We start from the raw sequence: 23,355 nt of genomic DNA, 5'->3' as shown, positions 1-23,355 counted from the left end.
TTCCTCGCTTCGGCACTCGGGGAGCAGGGAAGGCCGTTCCTCGCTTCGGCACTCGGGCAGCGGGTGACGCTCGTTCCTCGCTTCGCCACTCCGGGAGCAGGGAAGGTCGTTCCTCGCTTCGCCACTCCGGGACCGAATGCGGTACTCCATCCCCGCACCAGCGAGGCCGACGCCACCGTCAAGTCGATGTTGAGGGAGACTGAGAGTCATGACCTTCACCGGTTTTCCCGAAGCGGCGTTCGACTTCTACGACGACCTCGAAGTCGACAACTCCAAGGTGTTCTGGGAAGCACACAAGGACATCTATCGCAGCGCCGTCCTGGAGCCGATCACTGCGCTGACCGACGAACTGGCCGACGAATTCGGCCCCGCCAAGATCTTCCGCCCGCACCGCGACGTCCGGTTCTCCAAGGACAAAACGCCTTTCAAGACGCATCAGGGGGCGTTCGTGGCCTCGGGACCGGCGACGGGCTACTACCTGCAGATCGCGGCGCCCGGTTTCCGCGTCGGCTCGGGTTTCTACGACGCTCCCGCCGAACGACTGGCGAACATCCGCAAGGCCATCGACAACAATCGGCACGGGGCGGAGCTGGCGAAGATCATCGCGTCGCTGGTTCGCGGCGGGTGGGAATTGGGCGGTACGACGCTCAAGACTGCGCCGCGCGGCTACGACGTCGACCATCCGCGGATCGAACTGTTGCGCCACAAATCGCTCAGCGTGACCCGCGACTACGGATTCGACGAGATCATTCACAGTGCGAAATTGGTCAATCGCATTCGCACCCATTGGCGGGAGACCACGCCGCTGCTGGATTGGCTCGCAGACCACGCATAACGCCCGGGTGTGACGCGAACCATGTGTACGGCTCATCGTAAGTTCAGGTGAATCACGGTCTCACCGGCCATACTTCGATGATGCGTTCACAAGCCCCCACCGCCTTCATCGCGGTCATCATCACGTTGGCGGCGTGCGCGATCGCTTTTCTCGCCTATCTCATGTGGAACAGCAAGAACGATTCGTCGAGTGCGGCGCCGGCGACGACGACGATCGTTTCGACCACCGTCGCCACCGAGACCGTCACCGAGTCACCGTCGACGGTGACCGTCACCAGCCCCTCCGACGGTGAGACCCCTACTACCGACACCACCACCGACGACACCACGACCACGTCCCGCGAAAACAACGGCAGCTACGCCGCGCCCGGCGAACCGTGTACGTCGGACGAGGCTAATGATCGGGTGAAGGTCGGTCGTCGAACATTGGTCTGCACGTACCAGGGCGAGGACGCGTCGAACCAGTATCAATGGGAGTACGCCTCCTCGAGCGACAACTGATCGCGTGACGACTTCGGAATATCCCCGGCGTCGAATGCCTTGATATTGGCCATGGCATCAACAACCACGATCCCATCCATCACGCTCAACAACGGGGTCACGATCCCGCAACTCGGCTTCGGGGTGTTCCAGATCCCGCCGTCGGAGACCAAGGCCGCCACCCTCACCGCTCTCGAACTCGGCTACCGTCACATCGACACCGCCCAGATGTACGGGAACGAAGCCGAAGTCGGACAGGCCGTCCGCGAGTCCGGCATCCCCCGCGACGAGATCTTCATCACCAGCAAGCTCAACAACAACGCTCACGCTCCCGGCGCCGACACCGCGGCCGCCGCCCAGCGCACCGTCGACGATCTCGACATCGGCCCGGTCGATCTCTACCTGATTCACTGGCCGCTGCCCGGGGTCGGGTCTTATGTCGAGACATGGAAAGTTCTAGAGCAGGCTTACCGGGACGGTAAGTTTCGCGCTATCGGCGTCTCCAACTTTCATCAGCAGCACCTGACTCGCCTGCTGGACGAGACCGACGTCGTTCCAGCGGTCAATCAGATCGAGGTGCACCCGTACCTGTCGCAGAATCCGCTGCGCCAGTTCAACTCCGAGCACCAGATCATCACCGAGGCCTGGTCGCCGATCGCCCAGGGCGCAGTCCTCGACGACCCGGCGCTCGCGCCCATCGCCGAGGAGCTGGGCCGCTCGGTCGCCCAGGTGGTGCTGCGTTGGCACATCCAGCGCGGCGACGTCGTGTTCCCGAAATCGGTGACCCGCGCCCGCATCGCGGAGAACCTCGAACTGTTCGACTTCGAACTGTCCGACGCCCAGGTGGACGTCATCGAGTCGCTCAACGCCGACCGTCGTCGGGGCCCCAACCCGGAGGAATTCAACTGGGTACCGTGAGCGGCGTCCGCGGCGATCACCGCCTGACTGATGGCTTTAGGTAGCCTGGCTCCTGTGCTTGATAGGACGAGGCCGGGGCGGCGAGAGCGGCTGGACACGGTACGTATCTGGGTCGCCGCGATCGCAATCGCCGTGGCCGGGGTGTGCTACTCGTCCTGGGTTCTCGAACACGTCTGGGCGGGCGGTCTCGACCCGATGCGCTCGTTCCTCAGCGAGCTCGACGCCGCCGGTCGGCCGCATCGTGAGGTCTACGTCGTCGGCGACGTCGTCACCGCGTGCTCGGCGATCCTGGCGATGTTCCTGCTGATGTTGCCGCGCCCGCTGGTGCGGGGATTTCCCGCGGTGACAGCCGTGGTCGCCTTCGGTTGTTTCGGTGCGTCGACGCTGGCCGACGCGTTGATGCCGATCGAGTGCGTCCCCGGCATCGACGCGAATTGCCCGTGGCAGCCCAGCGGAATGTTCCCGCAGTTGCATCACGTTCACGCGTTGACCAGCTCGCTGGCGGTGATCAGCCTGTTCGTCACGATGATCGCGGCGACCGTGACGGTGTTCCGATCCGACCGTTGGCCGGTGCTGCGCGTGGCGGGGACCGCGGTTTTGGTGGTGATCATCGGTGCCACGGCCTGGATGATGATCGCCGACAATCTCGTCGGAGACTACCGGCTGGGGTTGGCGCAGCGGATCCAAGTCGGCGGGATGTCGATGTGGATGCTGATCTGGGCAGCGGCGGTCGCGGTGTGGGCACGAGCGTCTGGCCGGTCCCGCCCGGCGTCGAAGTAGTGGCGTGTCGAGACCAATGGTATCGATATCTTGCGCGGCCCCTGCTTCGCAGCATCCCGCTGGTTGAGCGAGTCGAAGCCGAGTCGAAACCACTGCGACGCTGCGAGTTTCGTCATCGCCCGGCGGGCGGGGTTTCGACTCGCTCCGCTCGCTCAACCGGCAGAGTAACGCAACGTCATACAACTCTTTCACTGCGACTCGCCACAATAGCGGCGTGTCGCAGCTAATGGTATTGATATCTTGCGCGCACCCCGCTTCGCCGCATCCCGCCGGTTGAGCCGTGAGGAGCGTTAGCGACGAGCGTGTCGAAACCAAGGTGAGACAACAGATTTCAGTGAGTCGAGCCAGACCAGGACCGCGACATCAGCGCAACCGTCGAATGCACCTGCTGGATGCACGACCGGAGATGATCACCACGATCGAACGCGAGACAAGCGGTCGCACGTAACCTGTTGTGTCACCGTGGTTTCGACACGGCCTCGGCTAGCGCTACTTCGACTCGGCTAGCGCCTCGCTCAGCACGGCGCTCGACCTGCTCAACCAGCGAAATGGGACCACTATCGGTGGATCCAGGATCAACCAGCAGAGCAACGCAACGTCATACAACTCTTTCACTGCGACACTCCACTAGCCGGACGTCAGGCACCTGCCCAGATCCGACGCCGCCGCTACCCTCGGGAGGCATGCGGGAATCCCGGGCACAAGACCGTTCGCAGTCGTTGATCTGGATCAACGGCGCATTCGGCGCGGGCAAGACACAGACCGCCTTCGAGCTGCACAGACGGATCGACAACGGATTCGTCTCCGATCCGGAGTTGATCGGCTTCGGTATTCACCGAATGTTGCCCGCCAAGGCTCGTGGCGATTTTCAAGACCGCCCGCAGTGGCGATCGTCCGTCATCGCGACACTCGCCGACGCCGTCGAAGCTCATGACGGTCCCACTATTGTGCCGATGACGCTGGTCGACACCGACTATTTCGATGAGATCATGGACGGTCTGTCGCAGCGCGGCGTCGACGTTCGGCACTTTTCGCTGATCGCCAGTCCGGAGACGCTGCGACGTCGGTTGCGGACTCGCCTCGCGCACGGCGTCGGGCGACTGTTCGGCCGCGAGGAGACGTGGGCGATGCAGCAGATCGACCGATGTTCGACGGCGTTGTCGGACAAGCGGTTCGGAGTGCACGTGCCCACCGACGAGCGGACCGTCGACGAGGTGGTCGAGGACATCGCACAGCGAGCCGGGCTTGATTTGGTCCGACCGCGGTTGTCGTCGGTGCGGTACCAGGTTCGTCGAGTGCGAGTCGGCGTCGCGCATATCCGGTGACTGCTGTCGTCGCAGACACAGAACTCTGCAGGCCGCGACACTATCCGATGTCGGTCAATGTCCACTCGCCGCCGCCGACCAGCTGCAGCAGTTTGGTGTGGTGCTGGTCGGTGGTACTGCGGTGGCTCACCGATACGACGACGGTGTCCGGCAACTCGGTCCGCAGCAGCGAATACAGGGTGTACTCGAGCCCTTCGTCGACGGCCGACGTCGCTTCGTCCATGAACACGACCCTCGGCCTGGTCAGCAAGACACGCGCAAATGCGACGCGCTGCTGCTCTCCAGGCGACAGGACCTTCGCCCAGTCCTCTTCTTCATCCAGCCGTTCGGTCAAGTGACCCAACAGGACTCGCTGCAGCACCGCCTTCAGCTCGTCGTCGGACACGGCATCGGGCCGGGCCGGATATGCGACGACGGTCCGCAAGTCCCCCAACGGGATGTAGGGAACTTGCGATAGAAACAGCGTGTCGGTCCCAGACGGCCGAACGAACTCGCCGTCGACGTAGGGCCACATGCCGGCGAGACCGCGCAGCAATGTCGTCTTGCCCGCGCCCGACCGGCCTTTGATGACGAGGGCGTCGCCGCCGCGCAACCCGAGCGAGAGGTCGTCGACCAGACGACCGCCGTCCGGGGTAGAGATGCTGACGCCGTCGAGCGTGACGGTGTTCGGTGCGACGGCCGGGGTGTCTCCGGTCCGGATCTCAGTCAGCGACCGGGAGCGGACATTGGCGTCTTCGAGCCCGTCGAGACGGATGAGCGACGCCCGATATCCGGTGAATGTCGGATAGGAGTCACGGAAGAACGACAGCGAGTCGTGCAGGTTTCCGAATGCCGACGATGTTTGTGACACATCGCCGAGTTTGATCGAGCCGGCAAAGAATCGGGGCGCCTGAACGACATACGGAACAATCACCGACGCCTGCGTTATCGAGAAGTTCCACGAGGTGAATTTCAGCGTCCGATAGACGATCTGCCAGAAGTTGCCGACAATCGCCGTGAATCGGAACATCAAACCGGACCGTTCGACGCCCTCGCCGCGATAGAAGGCGATATTCTCCGCGCCGTCGCGAATACGAATCAACGCGTAGCGGAAGTTCGCGGCGAGCCGTTCCTGAAGGAATGTCAGATAGATCAGGGGGCGACCGATCCAAAATGCGACAACCGTCGCGATCAGTACGAACGCCATGACCAGGAAGACCATCGCCCGCGGAATGTCGGTCCCGAACAGCGTCATCGGTCCGGAGAGATCCCACAGGATCTTCGTGAAGGACACCACGGTCACGATCGCGGGGATTACCCCATTCGTCGACGACCCGTTGGAACTGAAGACCAGTTGACGAGTCTGGGTGGCGACGGTTTCGATGTCTTCCTGCACGCGCTGGTCGGGGTTGTCGACCCCCGCCTGCAGCTGCGGGTCACCTTTCGAATCCGTTTGGCCGACAAAGCGATTCCGGTAGAAGGCGCGGTCACCGAGCCAGTCGGTGGTGACATGCTCGGTCATCCACGTCCGGAATTTGATCTCGAAGGCGCTGCCGACGTAGATCTCGATGAGCGTGCGCACCACATGGAGACCGGCGAGGAGAATGAACAGCCAGATGGCCCGCCAGAATGCGGTTTCGGCGATGTCGCGGGCCGCTCTATCGCCCTTCGCGAGCGCTTCGGCCCCGTTCTGCAGAGACGTATAGAGGTCGTTACTCCAATAGGAGAGCAACACGGTCAAGCGGACACCGAGCAGTGCGAGGACCAGCAGCGCGACGATGAGTCCCCACGCGAGGACCCTCGTGCGCTTGTCGGTGAAAAAGCCGCCGCCGAGTCGCCAGAATTGCTGCCCCCACGCGGTGAAACGGGCCAACAGGAACCCGATCACCAATACCCCGACGAGCGATACCGCAGACACCCACGCCATCCAGATCGACGACGCCCAGATCTCATCGCCCCAGTCGATACTGGTCTCCACGCACACTCCACTCGTCGTCGGATGCAATCGCAGCAGTCTAACCGACCGACGGTCGGCGGGCGCGTCGTGCTCCGGTAAGCCGGATAGCCCGCTCACGATGCCGCGACCACCATGAACGTCGTCAGCCGCCGGGCATCGCGACGCGGTGGAGACACACCCTCGCGACGCGCGCGCGGTCAGGCGGCCTGACACGCGGGCGGCGGGAGCACATCCGACACCGCTACGCTCGTACTATGTCTGACCTCGTCACCTATGACGTCATCAACGACGTCGCGCACGTCGTGCTCAACCGTCCCGACAAGCTGAACGCGCTGACTCTGGACATGCTCGACGACCTAGAGAAATGTGCTCACCGCGCGTCGAAGGACAAGTCGCTGCGAGCGGTGCTGCTATATGGCGCGGGCGACAGCTTCAGCGCCGGCCTGGACTTCGGGAGTACCGCGAAACAACTGATTCGGGTGGCGAAAACCTTTGTGCCACGGCCCCTTTCCGGCAACGCGAATGGATTTCAAGGCCCGGCGTGGGCATGGCGGTCGGTCCCGGTTCCGGTGATCGCGGTGGTCACCGGGCATTGCTTCGGCGGCGGACTGCAGATCGCGCTGGGCGCCGACTTCCGGATCGCCGCCTCCGATGCGAGTTTCTCGATCATGGAGTCGAAGTGGGGGCTGATCCCGGACATGTCGGCGTCGGCGAGCCTGTCTCAGCTGGTCGGTATCGACGTCGCCAAGAAACTCACCATGACCGCGGAGGTGGTCGACGCCGCGACTGCCCTGCGCATCGGTCTGGTGACCGAAGTGCACGACGATCCGCACGCCGCCGCCGATGCGCTGGTAGCGCAGATCGTGCAGCGCTCCCCCGACGCGGTGGCGTCGGCGAAGTGGCTCTTCGAGCGCACCTGGGAACACAGTTCGCGGTGGACGTTCCCGATCGAGCAGTTCCTGCAGGCGCAGTTGCTCCGCGGCAAGAATTCGACGATCGCCCGTAAGGCCGGGATGGCGCGGGCGGTCCCCGAGTTCGTCAAACGACAGTTCTGACGGCGGTCACTGCGTCGGCCGCAGGACGACGCCGGAGCGCAACGCGCTGGCGGTCACGAACTGGGTGTAGGAGCCGACCCGGACGGTGAACCCGGACTGGCCTGCCGACACCTTCGTCGCCTCGAACGGCAGGTAGCACACGTTTTCGCCGGTCTTCGACTTCACCGACCTGACCGCGTCCAGTCGGGTCGTGCCTTCCAGCGCGCCGTTCTCAGCCCAGATCCGCAGTTCCGACCCGGCCCTGATGAGCCCGTCTTGGGCGGTGCTGGTCTGGCAGCTCACCATCACCACGCCGCGCGCGGTGAACACCGACCCGGTGATGCCGCCGAGGATGACCGCGAAGATCGTCACGGCCGCCATCAACAAGCCCACCACGGAGCTGCCGATGATCACCGGCAACTTCCAGCGTTTACGCCACGTGCTCTGGGTCAGGTAGCGGCCCGGTGGCATCCACATCTGTGCTGGGGCCGCCTGATACGACGCCGGGGCATACGGTCCCCCGGGATACTGCGCGCTCTGCATCTGCGGTCCCAAGCCGGGCGCGAGCTCGCCGGGAGTTCCCGGGTACGGCGGGAGCCCCGCATTCGGCGGCTGACCCTGACCCGCCCACGCGCCCGAGGGCTGGGACGGCTGGGCCCCGACCGCTCCGAAAGCTCCGCTCGGCTGTCGCCACGGATCAACGACTGCGCCCTGCTGACGCTCCCACGGCGCGAGGTGTTGTGCCGCAACAGATTCGACGCCGGGTGCCGCGTCGCCGGCACCTGCCGCTCCGCGGGACTTCGCGACACTCACCACCTCGGTCTCGGCGGCGTCGGCTCCCGGCGCACTGTATACCTGTCCGGCGCCGCCCTCGACACGCTGCTGATCGGTCGGCTCGCGACCGGCATCCGCGGCGTCGGACCGTTCGACGCCGCGGTCGGCGTCGGACTTGTCGAAACTATCCGAACCCATCTCAGGCCTCTGTCTTCTTCGGCGGGAAGTATTTGATCAAAGCTTCTTGGACCACCGACGTCGCCAGCGATCCGTCCCGGGTGAAGAACCGCCCCGACCCGATGCCGCGCGACCCGGCCGCCGTCGGCGATTCGGTTGCGTAGAGCATCCAGTCGTCGAAACGGAACTCCCGGTGGAACCACATCGAATGGTTGACGGTCGCCGCGAACAACCGGTCGATGCCCCACGACAGTCCGTGGGTGGTGATGATCGAGTCCAGCACCGTGGTATCCGACGCGTAACACATCGCGGCGACGTGCAGAATCGGGTCGTCGGGCATTTCGGAGTGGGTCTTCATCCAGACGCGATTGCTGGTGAGCTTCTCCCCCGCCTCGCGCATCTTCCAGCTCGGGTCGTTGGCGAAGCGGATGTCGATGGGGTGCAACGCATTGACGAATGCGGCGATGCGGTCTTCGAATCCGACGAAATGTTCGCCGAGCGTCGGCAACTCCTCCGGATAGGGCACCTCGGGGATCTCGACGGCGTGGTCGAGGCCCGCGGTGTTGTCCTGGAAGGCGACGAGCATGGTGAAGATCTCGTCGTCGCCCTGGACCGCGGTCACCTGCCGATTGGCGAATGACTTACCGTCCCGAAACCGGTTCACCCGGTAGGTCATCGGCTGCTTCACGTCGCCGCCGCGGATGAAGTGCGCGTGCAGCGCGTGAATCGGCGGGTTGCCGCGGGTCAGGGTGCGGGCGGCAGCTACCACACCCTGACCGAGCAACTGTCCGCCGAACGTCCGCGCCGTCACCTGCTCGGGATGCTGACCGACGAACTCGTCCTCGTCGACACGCTCGACGTCGAGCAATTCGAGCAGTGTCGCGAGGTCTTCTGAACCGGTCTGCGTATCAGTCACGCCAACCACAGTAGGCGTAGCTCGCTGAGAACCCGCTCAGTGGTCCTGCTCGCCGATCTTGTGGATGTGGATCAGGTTGGTCGATCCGACGGTGGCCGGCGGCGCACCCGCCACGATCACCACGGTATCGCCCACTTCGAGGCGACCGATCGCGAGCAACTGCTGGTCCACCTGATCGATCATCTGATCGGTGTCGGTCACCTTGTCGACGATGAACGTCTCGGTGCCCCAGCTGAGTGCGAGCTGGCTACGCACCTCCTGAATCGGAGTGAACGCCAACAGCGGCAGCCGCGAATGCAGCCGGGCGAGGCGTCGAACGGTGTCACCGGACTGGGTGAACGCCACGAGCGCCTTCACGTCGAGCCGCTCGCCGATATCGCGGGCGGCGAACGAGATGACACCGCGCTTGGTGCGGGGCACATGGTCGAGCGGCGGGACGTCGCGCGAGCCGCTTTCGACGGCGTTGGCGATCTTGTCCATCGTCGCAACCGCCTCGATGGGGAATTTGCCGACCGACGTCTCGCCGGAGAGCATCACCGCATCGGCACCGTCGAGTACCGCGTTGGCGACGTCGGAGGCCTCGGCGCGAGTCGGCCGTGAGTTCTCGATCATCGACTCCAGCATCTGGGTCGCGACGATGACCGGCCGCGCGTTCTCGCGGGCCATCTGGATGGCGCGTTTCTGTACCAGCGGCACCTCTTCGAGCGGCAGTTCGACGCCGAGGTCGCCGCGGGCGACCATGATGGCGTCGAAGGCCAACACGATGGCCTCGAGGTTCTCGATCGCTTCGGGTTTCTCCAGCTTCGCGATCACCGGCACGCGACGCCCGACCCGATCCATCACCTCGTGCACGAGTTCGATGTCGGCGGGGCTGCGCACGAAGGACAGCGCGATCAGGTCGACGCCGAGACGCAGCGCGAACTCCAGGTCGGCGAGGTCCTTCTCGGACAGCGCCGGCACCGACACGTTCATGCCGGGCAGCGAAAGACCCTTGTTGTTGCTGACCGGGCCACCCTCGGTGACCTCACACACGACGTCGTTGCCTTCGACGGCGGTGACGGTGAGTCCGACCTTGCCGTCGTCGACGAGCAGGCGATCGCCCGGCTTGGCGTCGGTGGCCAGTTCTTTGTAGGTGGTGGACACGCGGCTGTGCGTGCCGTCGACCTCGTCGACGGTGATGCGGACCTGCTCACCGTTCTCCCACACGGTGCGATCCTGCGCGAACCGGCCGAGCCGGATCTTCGGTCCCTGCAGGTCGGCGAGGATTCCGACGGCTTTTCCGGTCGCGTCGCTGGCACGACGGACGCGGTCATACATTTCGGCGTGATCTTCGTGCTTGCCGTGGCTGAAGTTCAGCCGGGCCACGTTCATCCCGGCGTCGACGAGGTCACGTACCCGCTCATCCGTCGAGGTGGCGGGACCAAGGGTGCATACGATCTTAGTTCGACGAGTCACTAAGCCAGCTTAGTCGGAGCCACCGACACCGTGCGCGGGCATCCGCCATATGTCATCTCGGCGTCATGTGCTGTTACATGGCGCCGGTCGGCTTGTGGAGTGTCGTGCTTAAAGAGTCGTATAACCCTTTCGTTCCTCTGCCGGTTGAGCGAGCGGAGCGAGTCGAAGCGGAGCGAGTCGAAACCCCACCGGCCCGGGAATGATGAAATCTATAACTTCACAGTGGTTTCGACTCGGCTTCGCCTCGCTCAACCAGCAGGATGCGGCGAAGCAAGGTGCGCGCAAGACACCAATACCATTAGGCGCGACAATCCCCTAGTCCGTTTTCGCCGCTCCCGAATCTGCACGTTTGACGATGTTGGGGGTGATGTTGGGCTTCGACGCCGAGTTGTCCTCGTCGGCGGCTTCGCCCGCGGCGAACTGTTCTTCGGCCGCCCGAGCGAGTCGGTCGACGGACGCCTGTAGCTTGTCCGCGGTGGTCCAGCGGGCCCGTTCGAGTCGGGTCGGATCGTTGAGCCGGGTCCAGTCGTAGGTGTGCGTGACCAGAGTGTGCGTGTCGTCGACGGCGGAGAGCTGCCATCGCCACAGATGCCCGGGCGGGGTGCCGCCGAGTTCGGACGGCAGCCATGCGATGAGTTTGCCCTCGTCGAATTCGACGATGTGGTTGCGTCGCTCCTGTCCGCGGGTCAGCAGCGTCGTGAAGACATCGCCGACCTTGTGGACCCGCTGCCCCTGCGCGGCCTCCGCCAAGTTGTCGTTGCCGTCCCAACTCGGTTGCCGAGCCGGGTCGGCGATCAGGTCGAAGATCGTGGCCGCCGGAGCCGCGATCTCCCGCGTCGCCGAGACTATGCGCTCGACGTCATCGGAGGCGGAGTCGGTTGAAGAGGTGTCGGCGGGATCGGCTGTAGCGGTGTCGGCTTCTGCGGCAGGTGTGGGAGTCGATTTGGTCACGGCCGACTTGGTCACCGCGGACCTGCTCACCGCCGATCGGACCACCGCGGGAGTGACCGCGGCGGCCGCCGCCGCTGTTGTTGCCGACGCCGCCGTGGACGTCGATGTGTCAGCTTCGGTGTCGGCGACGCCTGTGTCCGCGGCGGCTGTGCCTGCCGGTGCGTCGGCGACGGCTGGGTCCACTGCAGCTGTCCCTGTCTGCGCGTCGGCGACGGCGTTGTCGGCTGCCGTCGTGCCTGTCTGCGCGTCGGCGTCGGCTGTGTCGGCTGCCGCCGTGCCTGTCGGCGAGTCGGCGGCGGCCGTGTCCGCGGCGGCTGTGCCTGTCGGCGAGTCGGCGACGGCTGCGTCCACTGCAGCTGTGCCTGCCGGCGCGTCGGCGACGGCCGTGTCCGCCGCATCTGACTCCGTGTCGTCGAGGGCTGTGTCGCCAGCGTCCGGGTCCAGCGATTCTGTGCCTGCCGAACGCTCGTCGCCGACGACAGTCGTCGCATCGGTCTCGGCGCCATCACCTGCATCGGTGGCGTCAACCGTTTCGGTATCGAAAGCAGCGCCGGTATCGAAAGCACTGTCGGCGCCGGCCCGCGCTCCGTCGTCATCCGTGTGGACCGTCGCGACATCGTCGTGCGGGTCGTCGGTCTTGGCTAGCGAGACTGCCGGGGTGGCACCCGACTGCGCGTGCGAATCCCCGGCACGGTCACGGTCGTCGCCGGTTGCGGCGTCATCGAGGTCGTCGTCATCGTCGTACGGGTCGACGTACCCGATCACGCCGTCGCCTTCGAGTTCGGCGGCGCGCCATGGCTGATACATCGTGAGCCCCAGTTCACGCCCCTTCGGCGCGAGAACGAAATAGGCTGCGGCACAAGCGAATACGATCGCAGCGGTAAACACGTTGATGCGGATGCCCAGAATCTGGGTGGCGTGGTCGGTGCGCATCAGTTCGATGCCGAACCGGCCCATGCAGTAGCCGGCCACATACAGCGCGAACAGCCGACCATGCCCGACGCGCAGATACCGGTCCACTGTCACCAGGACCAACACGACAAAGACATTCCACAGCAGCTCGTACAGGAACGTCGGATGGACCGCGGGCGCCAGCCCGGCATTGACGTGGCCGGTCGACACTCCGTCGATCACCGACGGCCCGACGACGCCGTAAGAGTTGCGTCGATCGAAGATCTCCAGCCCCCACGGCAGGGTCGTCGTGCCGCCGAACAGTTCTTGGTTGAAGTAGTTGCCGATGCGGCCGATCGCCTGCGCCAACAGGATCGCCGGCGCGATGGCGTCGCCGAACGGCCCCAGCTTGATGCCGTGGCGACGACATCCGATCCACGCTCCCAGCGCACCGAAGGCGACGGCGCCCCAGATGCCCAGTCCGCCCTCCCACACCTTGAGCGCATCGATCGGGTGTTTGACGGCGTCGGCACCGAAGTAGGTGCTCCAGTCGGTCATCACGTGGTAGATCCGGCCACCGATCAACCCGAACGGCACAGCCCACACGGCGATGTCGAGGACCTCGCCCTCCTGCCCGCCGCGCGCGATCCACCGCCGCGATCCCCACCAGCAGCCGACGATGATGCCGACGATGATGAGCAGCGCATAAGCGCGGATGGGGAATGGGCCGAGATGCCATACCCCCTGCGGCGGGCTGGGTATATAGGCGAGAACCGTCGTGGTGGTCACGCCTGCAACCCTAACGTGAGCGACCGACGTGACTGCGTGCATGGGTGCGTGTCGAGGTCGCGGGCCTGTGCGGGGCAGTGCACCTTGCTCACCGATCAGGTGAGAGATGTTGGCCGGGTTGGGATTTCGGCTCGCGTCACCTCGATACGACGAACTCGCAAGCTCGTTCGCCTACTCGGCGAGCGGGGGGACGGCGGCCAAGGCAGTGCCTCAATATTCCTTGCGGACGCCCTCGGCCAATTCGGCCACCAGACCCGACAATTCGTCTTGCCCCTGCGATGCCGCGGTCACCAGCGCCGAGCCGACGATCACCCCGTCGGCATACTGCGCGATCTCGGCGGCCTGCGCTCCGTCGCGCACACCGAGGCCGACGCCGATCGGGATGTCCGAGTATTCGCGCACCCGGGCACACAGTTCGGGTGCCGCATTCGACACCGCGTTACGCGCCCCGGTGACACCCATCGTCGACGCCGCGTACACGAATCCGCGGCACGAGTCGACAGTGAGTGCGATCCGCTCGGCCGTCGACGACGGAGCGACGAGGTAGATCCGATCGAGGCCGTGCGCATCCGATGCGGCGTGCCACTGCTCGCCCTCTTCGGGGATGAGGTTGGGTGTGATCAGTCCGGCACCGCCGGCCGACGCCAGGTCGCGAGCGAAGTTCTCGACGCCGTAGGCGAGCACCGGATTCCAGTAGCTCATCACCACGGCCTGGCCACCCGCGGAGGCGATCGCCTCGACTGCGGTGAACACGTCGCGCACCCGCACGCCGTTGCTCAGCGCTTCGTCGGCGGCGGCCTGAATCGTCGGGCCGTCCATCACCGGGTCCGAGTACGGCACCCCGACTTCGATGATGTCGCAGCCGGACTCGACCATCGTGCGAAACGACGTCACCGAGTCGCTGACCGTCGGATACCCCACCGGCAGGTAGCCGATCAGCGCACTGCGATCCTCGCCGCGGCACTGCGCGAAAACCGATCCGAGTTTCGACGACGGAGCAGTCTTGACGGTCATTTGCCTTCGCTTTCCGATTGCGGCCGCTCGAACAGCCCGAACCACTTGCCCGCGGTATCGACGTCTTTGTCGCCGCGGCCGGACAGGCTCACGACGATGATCGCGCCGTCGCCGAGCTCCTGGCCCAACTTCAGCGCACCGGCGACAGCGTGCGCCGACTCGATGGCCGGAATGATGCCCTCGCGGCGCGACAGCAGACTCAGTGCGTCCATCGCCTCGGTATCGGTGATCGGTTGGTATTCGGCACGGCCGATGTCTTTGAGGTAGGCGTGCTCCGGCCCGACACCCGGATAGTCCAGACCGGCCGAGATCGAATGGCTCTCGATGGTCTGACCGTCCTCATCCTGCAGCAGATACGAATACGCGCCCTGGAACGCACCCGGAGTGCCACCGGTGAACGTGGCCGCATGACGGCCGGTTTCGACGCCGTCCCCGGCCGCCTCGTATCCGACCAGACGCACCCCGGCGTCGTCGATGAACGGATGGAAGATGCCGATCGCGTTGGATCCGCCGCCCACGCAGGCGACGACGGCGTCGGGCAGTCGCCCGGCCTGTTCCTGGATCTGGACGCGCGCTTCGAGGCCGACGATGCGCTGCAGGTCGCGCACCATCATCGGGAACGGGTGCGGTCCGGCCGCGGTGCCGAAGCAGTAGTAGGTGTTGTGCGCGTTGGTGACCCAGTCGCGCATCGCCTCGTTGATGGCGTCTTTGAGGGTGGCCGAGCCGTTGTCGACGGCGATGACCGTCGCGCCGAGCAACCGCATCCGTGCGACGTTGAGCGCCTGCCGGTCGGTGTCGACGCGACCCATGTAGATGACGCACTCCAGGCCGAGCAGCGCACACGCGGTGGCGGTGGCGACGCCGTGCTGACCGGCGCCGGTCTCGGCGATGATGCGGTTCTTGCCCATCCGCACGGCGAGCAACGCCTGTCCGAGCACGTTGTTGATCTTGTGCGAACCGGTGTGATTGAGGTCTTCGCGCTTGAGGAAAATCCTTGCGCCACCGGCCAATTCGCGCAATCGCTTTGCCTCGTAGAGGGGCGACGGGCGGCCGGTGTAGTTGCGCTGCAATTGGTCGAGCTCGTTGAGGTAGTCCTCGTCGGAGCGCACCTTCTCATACGTGGTGGTGACCTCGTCGATCACCGACATCAGCGCTTCGGGCACATGCCGCCCGCCGTACACGCCGAAGTGACCGCCGGCGTCGGGTTCCACCGAGGTACGGGTGGTGAGCCCGACGCTGGCTGTAGGAAGGTTCGAATCGGGGGCGAGATCAGCAGTCATGAATCCAATTGTGTTGTCAGCGAACAGGTTTGGGGCACGACGGATGCGTACCCGCGGTCACCAGCTCCGACACCGCGGCACGCGGGTCGCCACTGGTGACGAGTCCCTCGCCGACGAGCACGGCGTCGGCGCCCGCGCCGGCGTAGGCCAGCAGATCGGCGGTGCCGCGTACGCCCGACTCGGCGATGCGGATCACTTCGGTCGGCAGCCCGGGAGCGATCCGACCGAAGCAGTCACGGTCGACGGTAAGCGTTTTGAGGTTGCGGGCGTTGACGCCGACCACCTTGGCTCCCGCCGACAGGGCGCGGTCGGCCTCTTCCTCGGTGTGCACCTCGACGAGTGCGGTCATGCCGAGCGATTCGGTGCGGTCGAGGAGGGACTCCAGCACGGTCTGTTCGAGGGCAGCGACGATCAGCAGGATGACGTCGGCGCCGTGGGCGCGGGCCTCGTGGATCTGATACGGCCCGACGATGAAGTCCTTGCGCAGTACCGGAATGTTCACCGCGGCACGCACGGCGTCGAGGTCGGCGAGCGAGCCGCGGAAACGTCGTTCCTCGGTGAGAACACTGATGATCCGGGCGCCGCCGGACTCGTAGGCCTTGGCCAACTCGGCGGGATCGCCGATGCTGGCGAGGTCGCCCTTGGAGGGGCTCGCGCGCTTCACCTCGGCGATGACCCCGATGCCGGGCAGCCGCAGCGCGGCCATCGCATCGCGGGGGGCGGGCGCCTTCGCGGCGGCGGCTTTCACGGTCGCGTAGTCGACGACGGCCTCGCGCGCGGCCACGTCAACTTTGACTCCCTCGATGATCGAGTCGAGTACGGTCTGCGTGTTCGACACTGCGACGCCCCTTCTGTTCATCCGGCGAAAACACTTCCGGCGGAGCCGATCGGTCCGCACTCTGGTCCCGGCTCCCGGTGGCTGACTACCGGTCGTATTGCCGGTTCCACAAGGGTAGACCGGTCGGCGTGGCCACGGTTCGCGGGGTCGCCGCTTGCGCCGGTGTGGCGGGTACTACACTTCTGGGTTTCTCACCGATGGCGTTTCGCAAGCGTGCCTGCGAGAGACTATTTCTCCTCGGTGGGATCCACACCGGTGTCGAGTGCGTCCCACAGCAGCCGCTCGCTCTCCGGAGCCGACGATTCGTCGTCAGTGCGCTGCTGACGTTCCCGATACTCGCGGAACGTCTTCTTCTCCAACTCGGCGCGGCGGGCAGCCGGCGAAGAGTACTTCGACGACATCGCCTCGCCATTGGCGACGCGCAGCAGCAGCACACCGCCGACGACGGCGAGCGCGGCACCGATCAGCACGACGACACCCGCCCAGCTGTTCGTCGTGACGAGCAGCAGCCGGAAACGGTAAGAGAGGTCGATCGCCTTCGCGGCGTAGGTGTCCTGGTCGCCGCCGACGAGCAACGACACCGCGGGCGACGCCGCGAGCACACCGCCGAGCGCGACGAGGATCGCGACGATCCGCAACGCCCAGCCGCGCATCGCGGCACCGGCGGCGATGGCCGCGAGCAGGACCAGCGCGAGCGGTGTCAGCCAGGGACTCCAATCCGAGCCGTGGACCTTCAGTGCCCGGATCGGTGAGAGATCATCGGTGACCGTCAGCGTCGCCCACACCATGCGCGAGGCCGCCCACAACGCCGCGGCCGCCGCGATGAGCGCGACCGCCGCGCCGGCCTGGCGGCGTCGCAGAGTCTTCTTGCCCGACTTCGGGTCGGATCGGGCGACGGTCTGGTCGGCGGCCGCGGCGTCGGGCTGCGACGGCGTCGGCTCGACGCCGCTCACGACTGCCCGACGCGGCGCATCGTCGACGCCGCGGCGATCGCGTTGAGCACGGCGGTCGCCTTGTTGCGGGCCTCGTTGTACTCGTACTCGGCTTCACTGTCGGCGACGACGCCGCCGCCGGCCTGCACGAATGCCCTGGCCGGCGCACCGTCGTCGCCGGAGCGCATCAGCGCGGTGCGGATGGCGATGGCGGTGTCGGCGTCGCCCGCGAAATCGAGGTAGCCGACGATGCCGCCGTAGAGTCCGCGTCGGGTGATCTCGTGGTCGTCGATCAATTCCATCGCACGGACCTTCGGCGCGCCGGTCAGCGTGCCTGCCGGGAAACACGCCGTCACCGCGTCGAGTGCCCGCTTGTCGTCGCGCAGTTCGCCCGACACCGTCGACACCAGGTGCATCACGTGGCTGTACCGCTCGATGTGGCGGTAGTCGCTGACGGTGACGGTTCCGGGTTTGCAGACGCGCCCGAGGTCGTTGCGGCCGAGGTCGACGAGCATGAGGTGCTCGGAGTTCTCCTTCTCGTCCTCCAGTAGCCCCTTGCCCAGTAGCTGGTCTTCTTCCTCGGTCTTGCCGCGCCAGCGCGTTCCGGCGATGGGGTGCGTGGTCGCGATGCGGTCGCTCACGGTGACCAGTGCCTCCGGGCTCGACCCGACGACGGTGTAGGCCGGCCGGTCGTCGGTCTTGGGCACCCGCAACAGATACATGTACGGGCTCGGGTTGGAGGCGCGCAGCACCCGGTAGACGTCGAGGGGGTCGGCCTCGGTGTCCATCTCGAAGCGCATCGACGGCACCACCTGGAAGGCCTCGCCGGCCTCGATCTCGCCGACCAGACTGGTGACGATCTCGCTGTACTCGGCGAGGCTGCGCTGTGCGGTGTAGTCGGGGACGGCGCGCTCGTAGGTCGACACCGTCGACGACGCCGGGGCCAACAGCGCCTCGGTCATCGCGTCGAGACGTGCGACGGCGTCGGCATACGCCTGCTCCACGCGGTCGTCGCTACCGTCCCAGTTGACGGCGTTGGCGATCAGCGTGATGGTGCCCTCGTGATGGTCGAGGGCCGCCAGGTCGGTGGCCAGCAGCATGAACAGGTCGGGCAGATGCAGGTCGTCGACGGTGTTCTCCGGCAGACGTTCGAGCCGGCGGACCATGTCGTAGGCCATGAACCCGACGAATCCGCCGGTCAGCGGAGGCATATCCGGCAGCGGGTCGGTGGCCAGAAGTTCGAGCGACTCGGCGAGCGCGGCGAGCGGATCGCCGCCGACGGGTGCGCCGGCCGGGGTGTGTCCCCACCAGCTCGCCGCGCCGTCGGTGACCGTGAGCGCAGCTGGTGATCCCGCCCCGATGAACGACCAGCGCGACCACGAGCGGCCGTTCTCCGCGGACTCCAGCAGGAAGGTGCCCGGCCGGTCGCCGGCGAGTTTGCGGTAGGCGGACAGCGGGGTTTCCGAGTCGCCGAGCACCTTGCGGGTCACCGGTACGACGCGATGGTCTTTGGCGAGCTGGAGGAAGGTCTCCAGTGATGTGGTTGCGGTGGCGTCACTCATGCCAGCGGTTCACCTCCGACGCCCCACTGCGTGCGGGGTACCTCCGTGATGGTCACCCATACCGAATCCGGATTCTTGCCGGTCGCCTTCGCGTACGCCTCGGTGACCGCGGCGATCGTCTCGCGCTTCACTCGGTCCGACAGTCCGGGCGTCTGCGAAATCTGGATCAGGGGCATGGGACTCTCCTAGTCGGCTGAAACAGTGGATTGGTGGACATCGCCGACGGCGACCTCTCCCGCTGGTTGAGCCGGGCCCGACGAGCGCAGCGAGACGCGTCGGTCCGCTGGTTGAGCCGGGCCCGACGAGCGTAGCGAGACGCGCCCGTGTCGAAACCACGGCGAGACGAGACACCAGCTGTCGCTATGCGTGTGGTGCGGTGATCTCGTCGGCTTGCGTGGTTTCGACACGGGCCTTCGCTAGCGCTCCGACCCGGCTCAACCAGCGGAGTCGACGACTCAACCAGCGAAGTGGACGACTCAACCAGCGGAGTCGACGACTCAACCAGCGAAGTGGACGGCTCAACCAGCAGGCGTTGGGGCATCAGGGATTCTCCTGGTCGGCTGGGCTGGGCGGTGTCGCTTGGTTCACGGGCAAAGCGTCGGTGTCGAAGCAACTGTGGTTGCCCGTGTGACACGCCGGCCCGATCTGGTCGACGACGAGAAGCACCGTATCGCCGTCGCAGTCGAGGCGTGCCTCCCGCACGTACTGCTCGTGGCCGCTGGTTTCACCTTTGACCCAGTACCCCTGGCGGGAGCGCGAATAGTAGGTGGCGCGGCCGGTCGCCAGCGTGCGCGCCAGCGCGACGTCGTCCATCCAGGCCTGCATGAGGACGATGCCGGTCTCGCGTTCCTGCGCGACGGCCGCGAACAGGCCGTCGGAGTTGTATTTGAGCCGGGCGGCGATGGCCGGGTCGAGGATGTCGTCGGATCCGGGGGCGCTCATCGGAGTCCGCCAGGTGCGATGCCGGTGTCGACCGCGGTCCGCACGACGATCCCGTGTGCGGCCATCGCGGCCTTGACCTGCGGAATCGTCAATTCGCCGAAGTGGAATACCGATGCCGCGAGCACGGCGTCGGCGCCTGCGTCGACGGCGGGCGCGAAGTCGTCGACCTTGCCCGCGCCGCCGCTGGCGATCACCGGAACGTCGACGGCGGCGCGCACCGCGGTGAGCATGCGGATGTCGAAGCCCGCTTTGGTGCCGTCGGCGTCCATCGAATTGAGCAGGATCTCTCCGACCCCGAGCTCCTGGCCGCGCCGTGCCCATTCGACGGCGTCGATGCCGGTCCCGCGGCGGCCACCGTGGGTGGTGACCTCCCAGCCCGACGGTGTGGGCTGCGCGCCGTCGGGAACCGTCCGGGCGTCGACCGACAGCACGATGCACTGCGAGCCGAATCGCTTGCTCATCTCCTCGAGCACCTCGGGGCGGGCGATCGCGGCAGTGTTGACGCTGACTTTGTCCGCGCCGGCGCGCAACATCACGTCGACGTCGTCGACGGTGCGGATGCCGCCGCCGACGGTCAACGGGATGAAGATCTGATCGGCGGTGCGTTTGACGACGTCGAGCATCGTCGATCGGCCCGAACTCGACGCCGTGACGTCGAGAAAGGTCAGTTCGTCGGCACCCTCGGCGTCGTAGCGGGCGGCGAGTTCGACGGGGTCGCCCGCGTCGCGGAGGTTCTCGAAGTTGACGCCCTTGACGACCCGACCGTTGTCCACGTCGAGACAAGGGATCACTCGGACGGCGACGGTCATGCTTGAGTCCTCCCGGTCGAGACGTCGAAAACAACACTGTCGAGACAAGGGATGACTCGGACGGCGACGGTCATGCTTGAGTCCTCCCGGTCGAGACGGCTGTCATTGTTCTTCCTTCCAGTTGCCCGCGATAAATTCTTCGATCAACGCGAGCAGTTGCGCGTGTAGTCCGGGGCTGCCCGCGACGATCGACGGCGAGGAGACCGACCACGGGTTGCCGTCGAGGTCGGAGATCACTCCCCCGGCGGCGCGCACGAGCAGGGCGCCCGCGGCGTTGTCCCATGGGTGGCCGCCGAAGGTGATGGCGCCACCGAACACGCCCGCGGCGGTGTAGGCGAGGTCGACGCCGGTGCTGCCGAGCATCCGGATCCGCGAGACACGCGAGCTGAGTTCGGTGAGCAGGTCGATGCGGCGGGTGCCGAAGTAGCGTCCCTTGGCCTTCGCGTTGAACGCACCATAGGCCAGCACCGACGACGCGAGATCCTCGTCGACCGGCAGCGTCGGCAGCTCCTGGCCGTTGCAGTACAGCGGCGAACCGTCGTAGGCGCAGTAGCGGCGGCCCAGCAGCGGCAGCCACGTCATCCCGATCAGCGGCTGTCCGTCGGACACCAGCGACAGCAGCATGCCGGTCAGCGGCATGCCCGACGAGTAGTTGAACGTGCCGTCGATGGGGTCGAGGACCCACACCGTCGACGATTCGACGTCGGGTCCGCCGAATTCTTCGCCGTGCACCGGCAGTCCGGTGAGCTCGGTCAGCCGACTACTGATGAGCCGTTCGAGGTCGAGGTCGACCTGGGTCGCGAAGTCGTTGCGGCCCTTGGCGACTGCACTGGGCGCGCCCAGTCCGTCGACGAAGATGTCGACGACGGAATCGAGCACCGCCGAGGCGGTCCCCATCAGTTCGGGCAGGTCGGTGCTCACGGAAGTCAGTTCGCTCCTACTGCCGCGACCGCCGCGAGGGCCTCGGGCAGGGTGAACCGGCCCGCGTAGAGCGCCTTGCCGACGATGGCCCCTTCGACGCCCACGCCGGTCAGGCCGGCGATGGCGACGAGGTCGTCGATGGCTGAGACGCCGCCGGAGGCGACGATCGGGGCGTCAGTCGCTGCGGCGACCTGTTGCAGCAGTTCGAGGTTGGGGCCGGCAAGGGTGCCGTCCTTGGACACGTCGGTGACGACATAGCGTGCGCAACCGTCATTGTTGAGGCGTTCGAGGACCTCCCAGAGGTCGCCGCCGTCGGTGACCCAGCCACGACCGCGCAGGCGGTACGAGTCGCCTTCCGCGGCGGACGAAGTCCCGGCGCCCTTTTCGACCCGTATGACGTCGAGGCCGACGGCGATGCGGTCGCCGTGCTCGGCGATGGCGCGCCTGCACCAGTCGGGGTTCTCCAGCGCGGCGGTTCCCAGGTTGACGCGGGTGCAGCCGGTCGCCAGTGCCGCGGTGAGCGAGGCGTCGTCGCGGATGCCGCCGGACAGCTCGATCTTCACCGCGGAGCTCCCCGCCCCGGCGGCCAGTTCGTTCACCACGCCGGCGAGGAGTTCGCGGTTGTCGCCCCGGCCGAAGGCGGCGTCGAGGTCGACGAGGTGGATCCACTCGGCGCCGTCGTTGCGCCAAGCGAGAGCGGCGTCGCGCGGCGAACCGTAGGAGGTCTCCGAACCCGCCGCGCCCTGGACGAGCCGCACGGCCTGGCCGTCGGCGACGTCTACCGCGGGCAGCAGTTCGAGGGTCTTGTTGTTGTCAGCCACCGTTGTTGTTTCTCTCTCGATCGGTTCGTTCACGTTGTGCGAGTTGCTCTTTGAGCTGTCGTTCGGCAGTCGCAACGATGCGTTGGGACACCAGCCCGATGGCGGCGATGATCGCGACGATCGCGACCAATGCGGCGATGAGCCCCGCGATCACCGACCACCGTGCCAGCACGAGGATGATCGGGACCGAGACGAGGAGCACCACCGCTCCCGCGCTCAGCGCGAGCAGAGCCAGCCGGACGAACGAGAACTCTTGTGGTTTCTTGCGATTCGTCCCGCCGCCGCGGCCGGCCTCACCCATCTACAGCGCCTCCAGCCAGTTCCGCAGCAACTGCGCGCCAGCGTCGCCGGACTTCTCCGGATGGAACTGCGTCGCCGACAGCGGACCGTTCTCGACCGCCGCCAGGAACCGGTCCCCGTGCGTCGCCCAGGTCAGTTTGGCCGGCGCAAGCCGCGAGTCGTCGCTGTTCCAGGCCCAGCTCTGCGCCGCGTATGAGTGCACGAAGTAGAAGCGCTCGTCGGCGTCGAATCCGCGGAACAGAACCGAATCTTGTGGTGCCTCAACGGTATTCCAGCCCATGTGCGGCAACACCGGCGCGTGCAGCTGGCTGACCTCACCGGGCCATTCGCCGCAGCCATCGGTTTCGACGCCGAATTCGACGCCCTTCTCGAACAGGATCTGCATGCCGACGCAGATCCCGAGGACCGGGCGCCCGCCGGCCAGGCGCTGTCCGATGGTGCGGTCGCCGCGCACCTCTTTGAGGCCGGCCATGCACGCCTCGTAGGCCCCGACGCCGGGGACGACGAGCCCCTCGGCGTTGAGCGCGGCATCGCGGTCACTGGTGACGGTGACGTCGGCGCCGACGCGCTCGAGGGCACGTTGCGCCGAGCGCAGATTGCCCGAGCCGTAGTCGAGGATGGTGATCTTCTTCACGCCAGTGCGCCTTTCCGGTCGGTCGACGCGTCTCGTTCAGGA

The 23,355-nt window shown here is 66.3% G+C and carries 23 protein-coding genes; 6 read left to right on the top strand and 17 right to left on the bottom strand.

The window, feature by feature from the left end; genetic code table 11:
• The first annotated feature begins 208 nt into the window (after positions 1-208).
• The 5 genes from HH308_RS23835 to HH308_RS23815 all read left to right on the top strand — a co-directional run bounded on the left by HH308_RS23835 (position 209) and on the right by HH308_RS23815 (position 4,337).
• Complete coding sequence (locus HH308_RS23835; protein WP_170196753.1) at positions 209-835, top strand: DUF2461 domain-containing protein; 627 nt, start codon at positions 209-211, stop codon at positions 833-835.
• 80 nt (positions 836-915) lie between these two features.
• The gene (locus HH308_RS23830) at positions 916-1,335 is read left to right on the top strand and encodes a hypothetical protein (RefSeq protein WP_170196752.1); all 420 of its coding nucleotides are present in this window, start codon (positions 916-918) and stop codon (positions 1,333-1,335) included.
• A 51-nt stretch (positions 1,336-1,386) separates the two neighbouring features.
• Positions 1,387-2,232, top strand: a complete 846-nt coding sequence (locus tag HH308_RS23825) for an aldo/keto reductase (protein ID WP_170196751.1) — start codon at positions 1,387-1,389, stop codon at positions 2,230-2,232.
• Positions 2,233-2,286: 54 nt separating this feature from the next.
• Positions 2,287-3,012, top strand: a complete 726-nt coding sequence (locus tag HH308_RS23820) for a DUF998 domain-containing protein (protein ID WP_312870828.1) — start codon at positions 2,287-2,289, stop codon at positions 3,010-3,012.
• A gap of 683 nt (positions 3,013-3,695) precedes the next feature.
• Positions 3,696-4,337 (top strand): AAA family ATPase, encoded by a 642-nt coding sequence (locus HH308_RS23815; RefSeq protein WP_170196749.1) that lies wholly within the window; start codon positions 3,696-3,698, stop codon positions 4,335-4,337.
• A 40-nt stretch (positions 4,338-4,377) separates the two neighbouring features.
• Here HH308_RS23815 and HH308_RS23810 read toward each other — a convergent pair whose 3' ends face one another.
• Complete coding sequence (locus HH308_RS23810; protein ID WP_170196748.1) at positions 4,378-6,294, bottom strand: ABC transporter ATP-binding protein/permease; 1,917 nt, start codon at positions 6,292-6,294, stop codon at positions 4,378-4,380.
• A 233-nt stretch (positions 6,295-6,527) separates the two neighbouring features.
• On the opposite strand from HH308_RS23810, the gene HH308_RS23805 reads away from it, so the two are divergent.
• Positions 6,528-7,328, top strand: coding sequence for a crotonase/enoyl-CoA hydratase family protein (locus HH308_RS23805; RefSeq protein WP_170196747.1), 801 nt, complete (start codon positions 6,528-6,530; stop codon positions 7,326-7,328).
• 6 nt (positions 7,329-7,334) lie between these two features.
• Here the strand turns inward: HH308_RS23805 and HH308_RS23800 are convergent, their stop codons facing one another.
• From HH308_RS23800 to hisH, 16 genes are all read right to left on the bottom strand, one after another.
• Entirely contained in the window at positions 7,335-8,279 is a 945-nt protein-coding gene (locus HH308_RS23800) for a hypothetical protein (protein WP_170196746.1), read from the bottom strand.
• Between the two features lies 1 nt (position 8,280).
• Positions 8,281-9,183, bottom strand: a complete 903-nt coding sequence (locus HH308_RS23795) for an acyl-CoA thioesterase (RefSeq protein ID WP_376767265.1) — start codon at positions 9,181-9,183, stop codon at positions 8,281-8,283.
• Positions 9,184-9,210: 27 nt separating this feature from the next.
• Entirely contained in the window at positions 9,211-10,629 is a 1,419-nt protein-coding gene (pyk, locus tag HH308_RS23790) for a pyruvate kinase (protein WP_170196744.1), read from the bottom strand.
• 315 nt (positions 10,630-10,944) lie between these two features.
• A complete protein-coding gene (gene lgt / locus HH308_RS23785) occupies positions 10,945-13,260 on the bottom strand; it encodes a prolipoprotein diacylglyceryl transferase (protein WP_312870827.1) in 2,316 nt (771 codons plus the stop codon).
• 210 nt (positions 13,261-13,470) lie between these two features.
• A complete protein-coding gene (gene trpA, locus HH308_RS23780) occupies positions 13,471-14,274 on the bottom strand; it encodes a tryptophan synthase subunit alpha (RefSeq protein WP_170196742.1) in 804 nt (267 codons plus the stop codon).
• The gene (gene trpB / locus HH308_RS23775; protein WP_170196741.1) at positions 14,271-15,554 is read right to left on the bottom strand and encodes a tryptophan synthase subunit beta; all 1,284 of its coding nucleotides are present in this window, start codon (positions 15,552-15,554) and stop codon (positions 14,271-14,273) included. Before trpB ends, trpA begins: the two co-directional genes overlap by 4 nt.
• A gap of 16 nt (positions 15,555-15,570) precedes the next feature.
• Positions 15,571-16,413 (bottom strand): indole-3-glycerol phosphate synthase TrpC, encoded by an 843-nt coding sequence (trpC, locus tag HH308_RS23770; protein WP_170196740.1) that lies wholly within the window; start codon positions 16,411-16,413, stop codon positions 15,571-15,573.
• A gap of 206 nt (positions 16,414-16,619) precedes the next feature.
• The gene (locus tag HH308_RS23765; RefSeq protein WP_376767264.1) at positions 16,620-17,345 is read right to left on the bottom strand and encodes a TIGR02234 family membrane protein; all 726 of its coding nucleotides are present in this window, start codon (positions 17,343-17,345) and stop codon (positions 16,620-16,622) included.
• The gene (locus HH308_RS23760) at positions 17,342-18,886 is read right to left on the bottom strand and encodes an anthranilate synthase component I (RefSeq protein WP_170196739.1); all 1,545 of its coding nucleotides are present in this window, start codon (positions 18,884-18,886) and stop codon (positions 17,342-17,344) included. Before HH308_RS23760 ends, HH308_RS23765 begins: the two co-directional genes overlap by 4 nt.
• Positions 18,883-19,062, bottom strand: coding sequence for a tautomerase family protein (locus HH308_RS23755; protein WP_170196738.1), 180 nt, complete (start codon positions 19,060-19,062; stop codon positions 18,883-18,885). The genes HH308_RS23760 and HH308_RS23755 overlap by 4 nt, the downstream gene beginning before the upstream one ends.
• A gap of 364 nt (positions 19,063-19,426) precedes the next feature.
• Positions 19,427-19,828, bottom strand: a complete 402-nt coding sequence (gene hisI, locus HH308_RS23750; RefSeq protein WP_170196737.1) for a phosphoribosyl-AMP cyclohydrolase — start codon at positions 19,826-19,828, stop codon at positions 19,427-19,429.
• Positions 19,825-20,637 (bottom strand): imidazole glycerol phosphate synthase subunit HisF, encoded by an 813-nt coding sequence (hisF, locus tag HH308_RS23745; protein WP_170196736.1) that lies wholly within the window; start codon positions 20,635-20,637, stop codon positions 19,825-19,827. The genes hisI and hisF overlap by 4 nt, the downstream gene beginning before the upstream one ends.
• Positions 20,638-20,739: 102 nt before the next feature.
• Complete coding sequence (locus HH308_RS23740) at positions 20,740-21,534, bottom strand: inositol monophosphatase family protein (protein WP_170196760.1); 795 nt, start codon at positions 21,532-21,534, stop codon at positions 20,740-20,742.
• 29 nt (positions 21,535-21,563) lie between these two features.
• The gene (gene priA, locus HH308_RS23735) at positions 21,564-22,379 is read right to left on the bottom strand and encodes a bifunctional 1-(5-phosphoribosyl)-5-((5-phosphoribosylamino)methylideneamino)imidazole-4-carboxamide isomerase/phosphoribosylanthranilate isomerase PriA (protein ID WP_170196735.1); all 816 of its coding nucleotides are present in this window, start codon (positions 22,377-22,379) and stop codon (positions 21,564-21,566) included.
• Complete coding sequence (locus HH308_RS23730) at positions 22,372-22,680, bottom strand: hypothetical protein (RefSeq protein WP_170196734.1); 309 nt, start codon at positions 22,678-22,680, stop codon at positions 22,372-22,374. The genes priA and HH308_RS23730 overlap by 8 nt, the downstream gene beginning before the upstream one ends.
• On the bottom strand, positions 22,681-23,304 hold the full coding sequence (gene hisH, locus HH308_RS23725) for an imidazole glycerol phosphate synthase subunit HisH (RefSeq protein ID WP_312870829.1): 624 nt from the start codon (positions 23,302-23,304) through the stop codon (positions 22,681-22,683).
• Positions 23,305-23,355: the final 51 nt, after the last annotated feature.

Source organism: Gordonia asplenii (assembly GCF_012933505.1).
Classification (GTDB): domain Bacteria; phylum Actinomycetota; class Actinomycetes; order Mycobacteriales; family Mycobacteriaceae; genus Gordonia; species Gordonia asplenii.
Note: the sequence above shows the minus strand (reverse complement) of the source record. Positions and strands in the feature narration are given on the sequence as shown.

Bases quoted from the DNA above. Each gene is read 5' to 3' on its own strand.
- HH308_RS23805 (WP_170196747.1), top strand. From the start codon at position 6,528: ATGTCTGACCTCGTCACCTATGACGTCATCAACGACGTCGCGCACGTC.
- HH308_RS23730 (WP_170196734.1), bottom strand. From the start codon at position 22,680: ATGGGTGAGGCCGGCCGCGGCGGCGGGACGAATCGCAAGAAACCACAA.
- HH308_RS23825 (WP_170196751.1), top strand. From the start codon at position 1,387: ATGGCATCAACAACCACGATCCCATCCATCACGCTCAACAACGGGGTC.
- trpC (WP_170196740.1), bottom strand. From the start codon at position 16,413: ATGAACAGAAGGGGCGTCGCAGTGTCGAACACGCAGACCGTACTCGAC.
- HH308_RS23830 (WP_170196752.1), top strand. From the start codon at position 916: ATGCGTTCACAAGCCCCCACCGCCTTCATCGCGGTCATCATCACGTTG.
- hisI (WP_170196737.1), bottom strand. From the start codon at position 19,828: ATGAGCGCCCCCGGATCCGACGACATCCTCGACCCGGCCATCGCCGCC.
- HH308_RS23760 (WP_170196739.1), bottom strand. From the start codon at position 18,886: ATGAGTGACGCCACCGCAACCACATCACTGGAGACCTTCCTCCAGCTC.
- HH308_RS23815 (WP_170196749.1), top strand. From the start codon at position 3,696: ATGCGGGAATCCCGGGCACAAGACCGTTCGCAGTCGTTGATCTGGATC.
- trpB (WP_170196741.1), bottom strand. From the start codon at position 15,554: ATGACTGCTGATCTCGCCCCCGATTCGAACCTTCCTACAGCCAGCGTC.
- HH308_RS23755 (WP_170196738.1), bottom strand. From the start codon at position 19,062: ATGCCCCTGATCCAGATTTCGCAGACGCCCGGACTGTCGGACCGAGTG.
- HH308_RS23800 (WP_170196746.1), bottom strand. From the start codon at position 8,279: ATGGGTTCGGATAGTTTCGACAAGTCCGACGCCGACCGCGGCGTCGAA.
- hisF (WP_170196736.1), bottom strand. From the start codon at position 20,637: ATGACCGTCGCCGTCCGAGTGATCCCTTGTCTCGACGTGGACAACGGT.
- HH308_RS23835 (WP_170196753.1), top strand. From the start codon at position 209: ATGACCTTCACCGGTTTTCCCGAAGCGGCGTTCGACTTCTACGACGAC.
- trpA (WP_170196742.1), bottom strand. From the start codon at position 14,274: ATGACCGTCAAGACTGCTCCGTCGTCGAAACTCGGATCGGTTTTCGCG.
- HH308_RS23740 (WP_170196760.1), bottom strand. From the start codon at position 21,534: ATGGGGACCGCCTCGGCGGTGCTCGATTCCGTCGTCGACATCTTCGTC.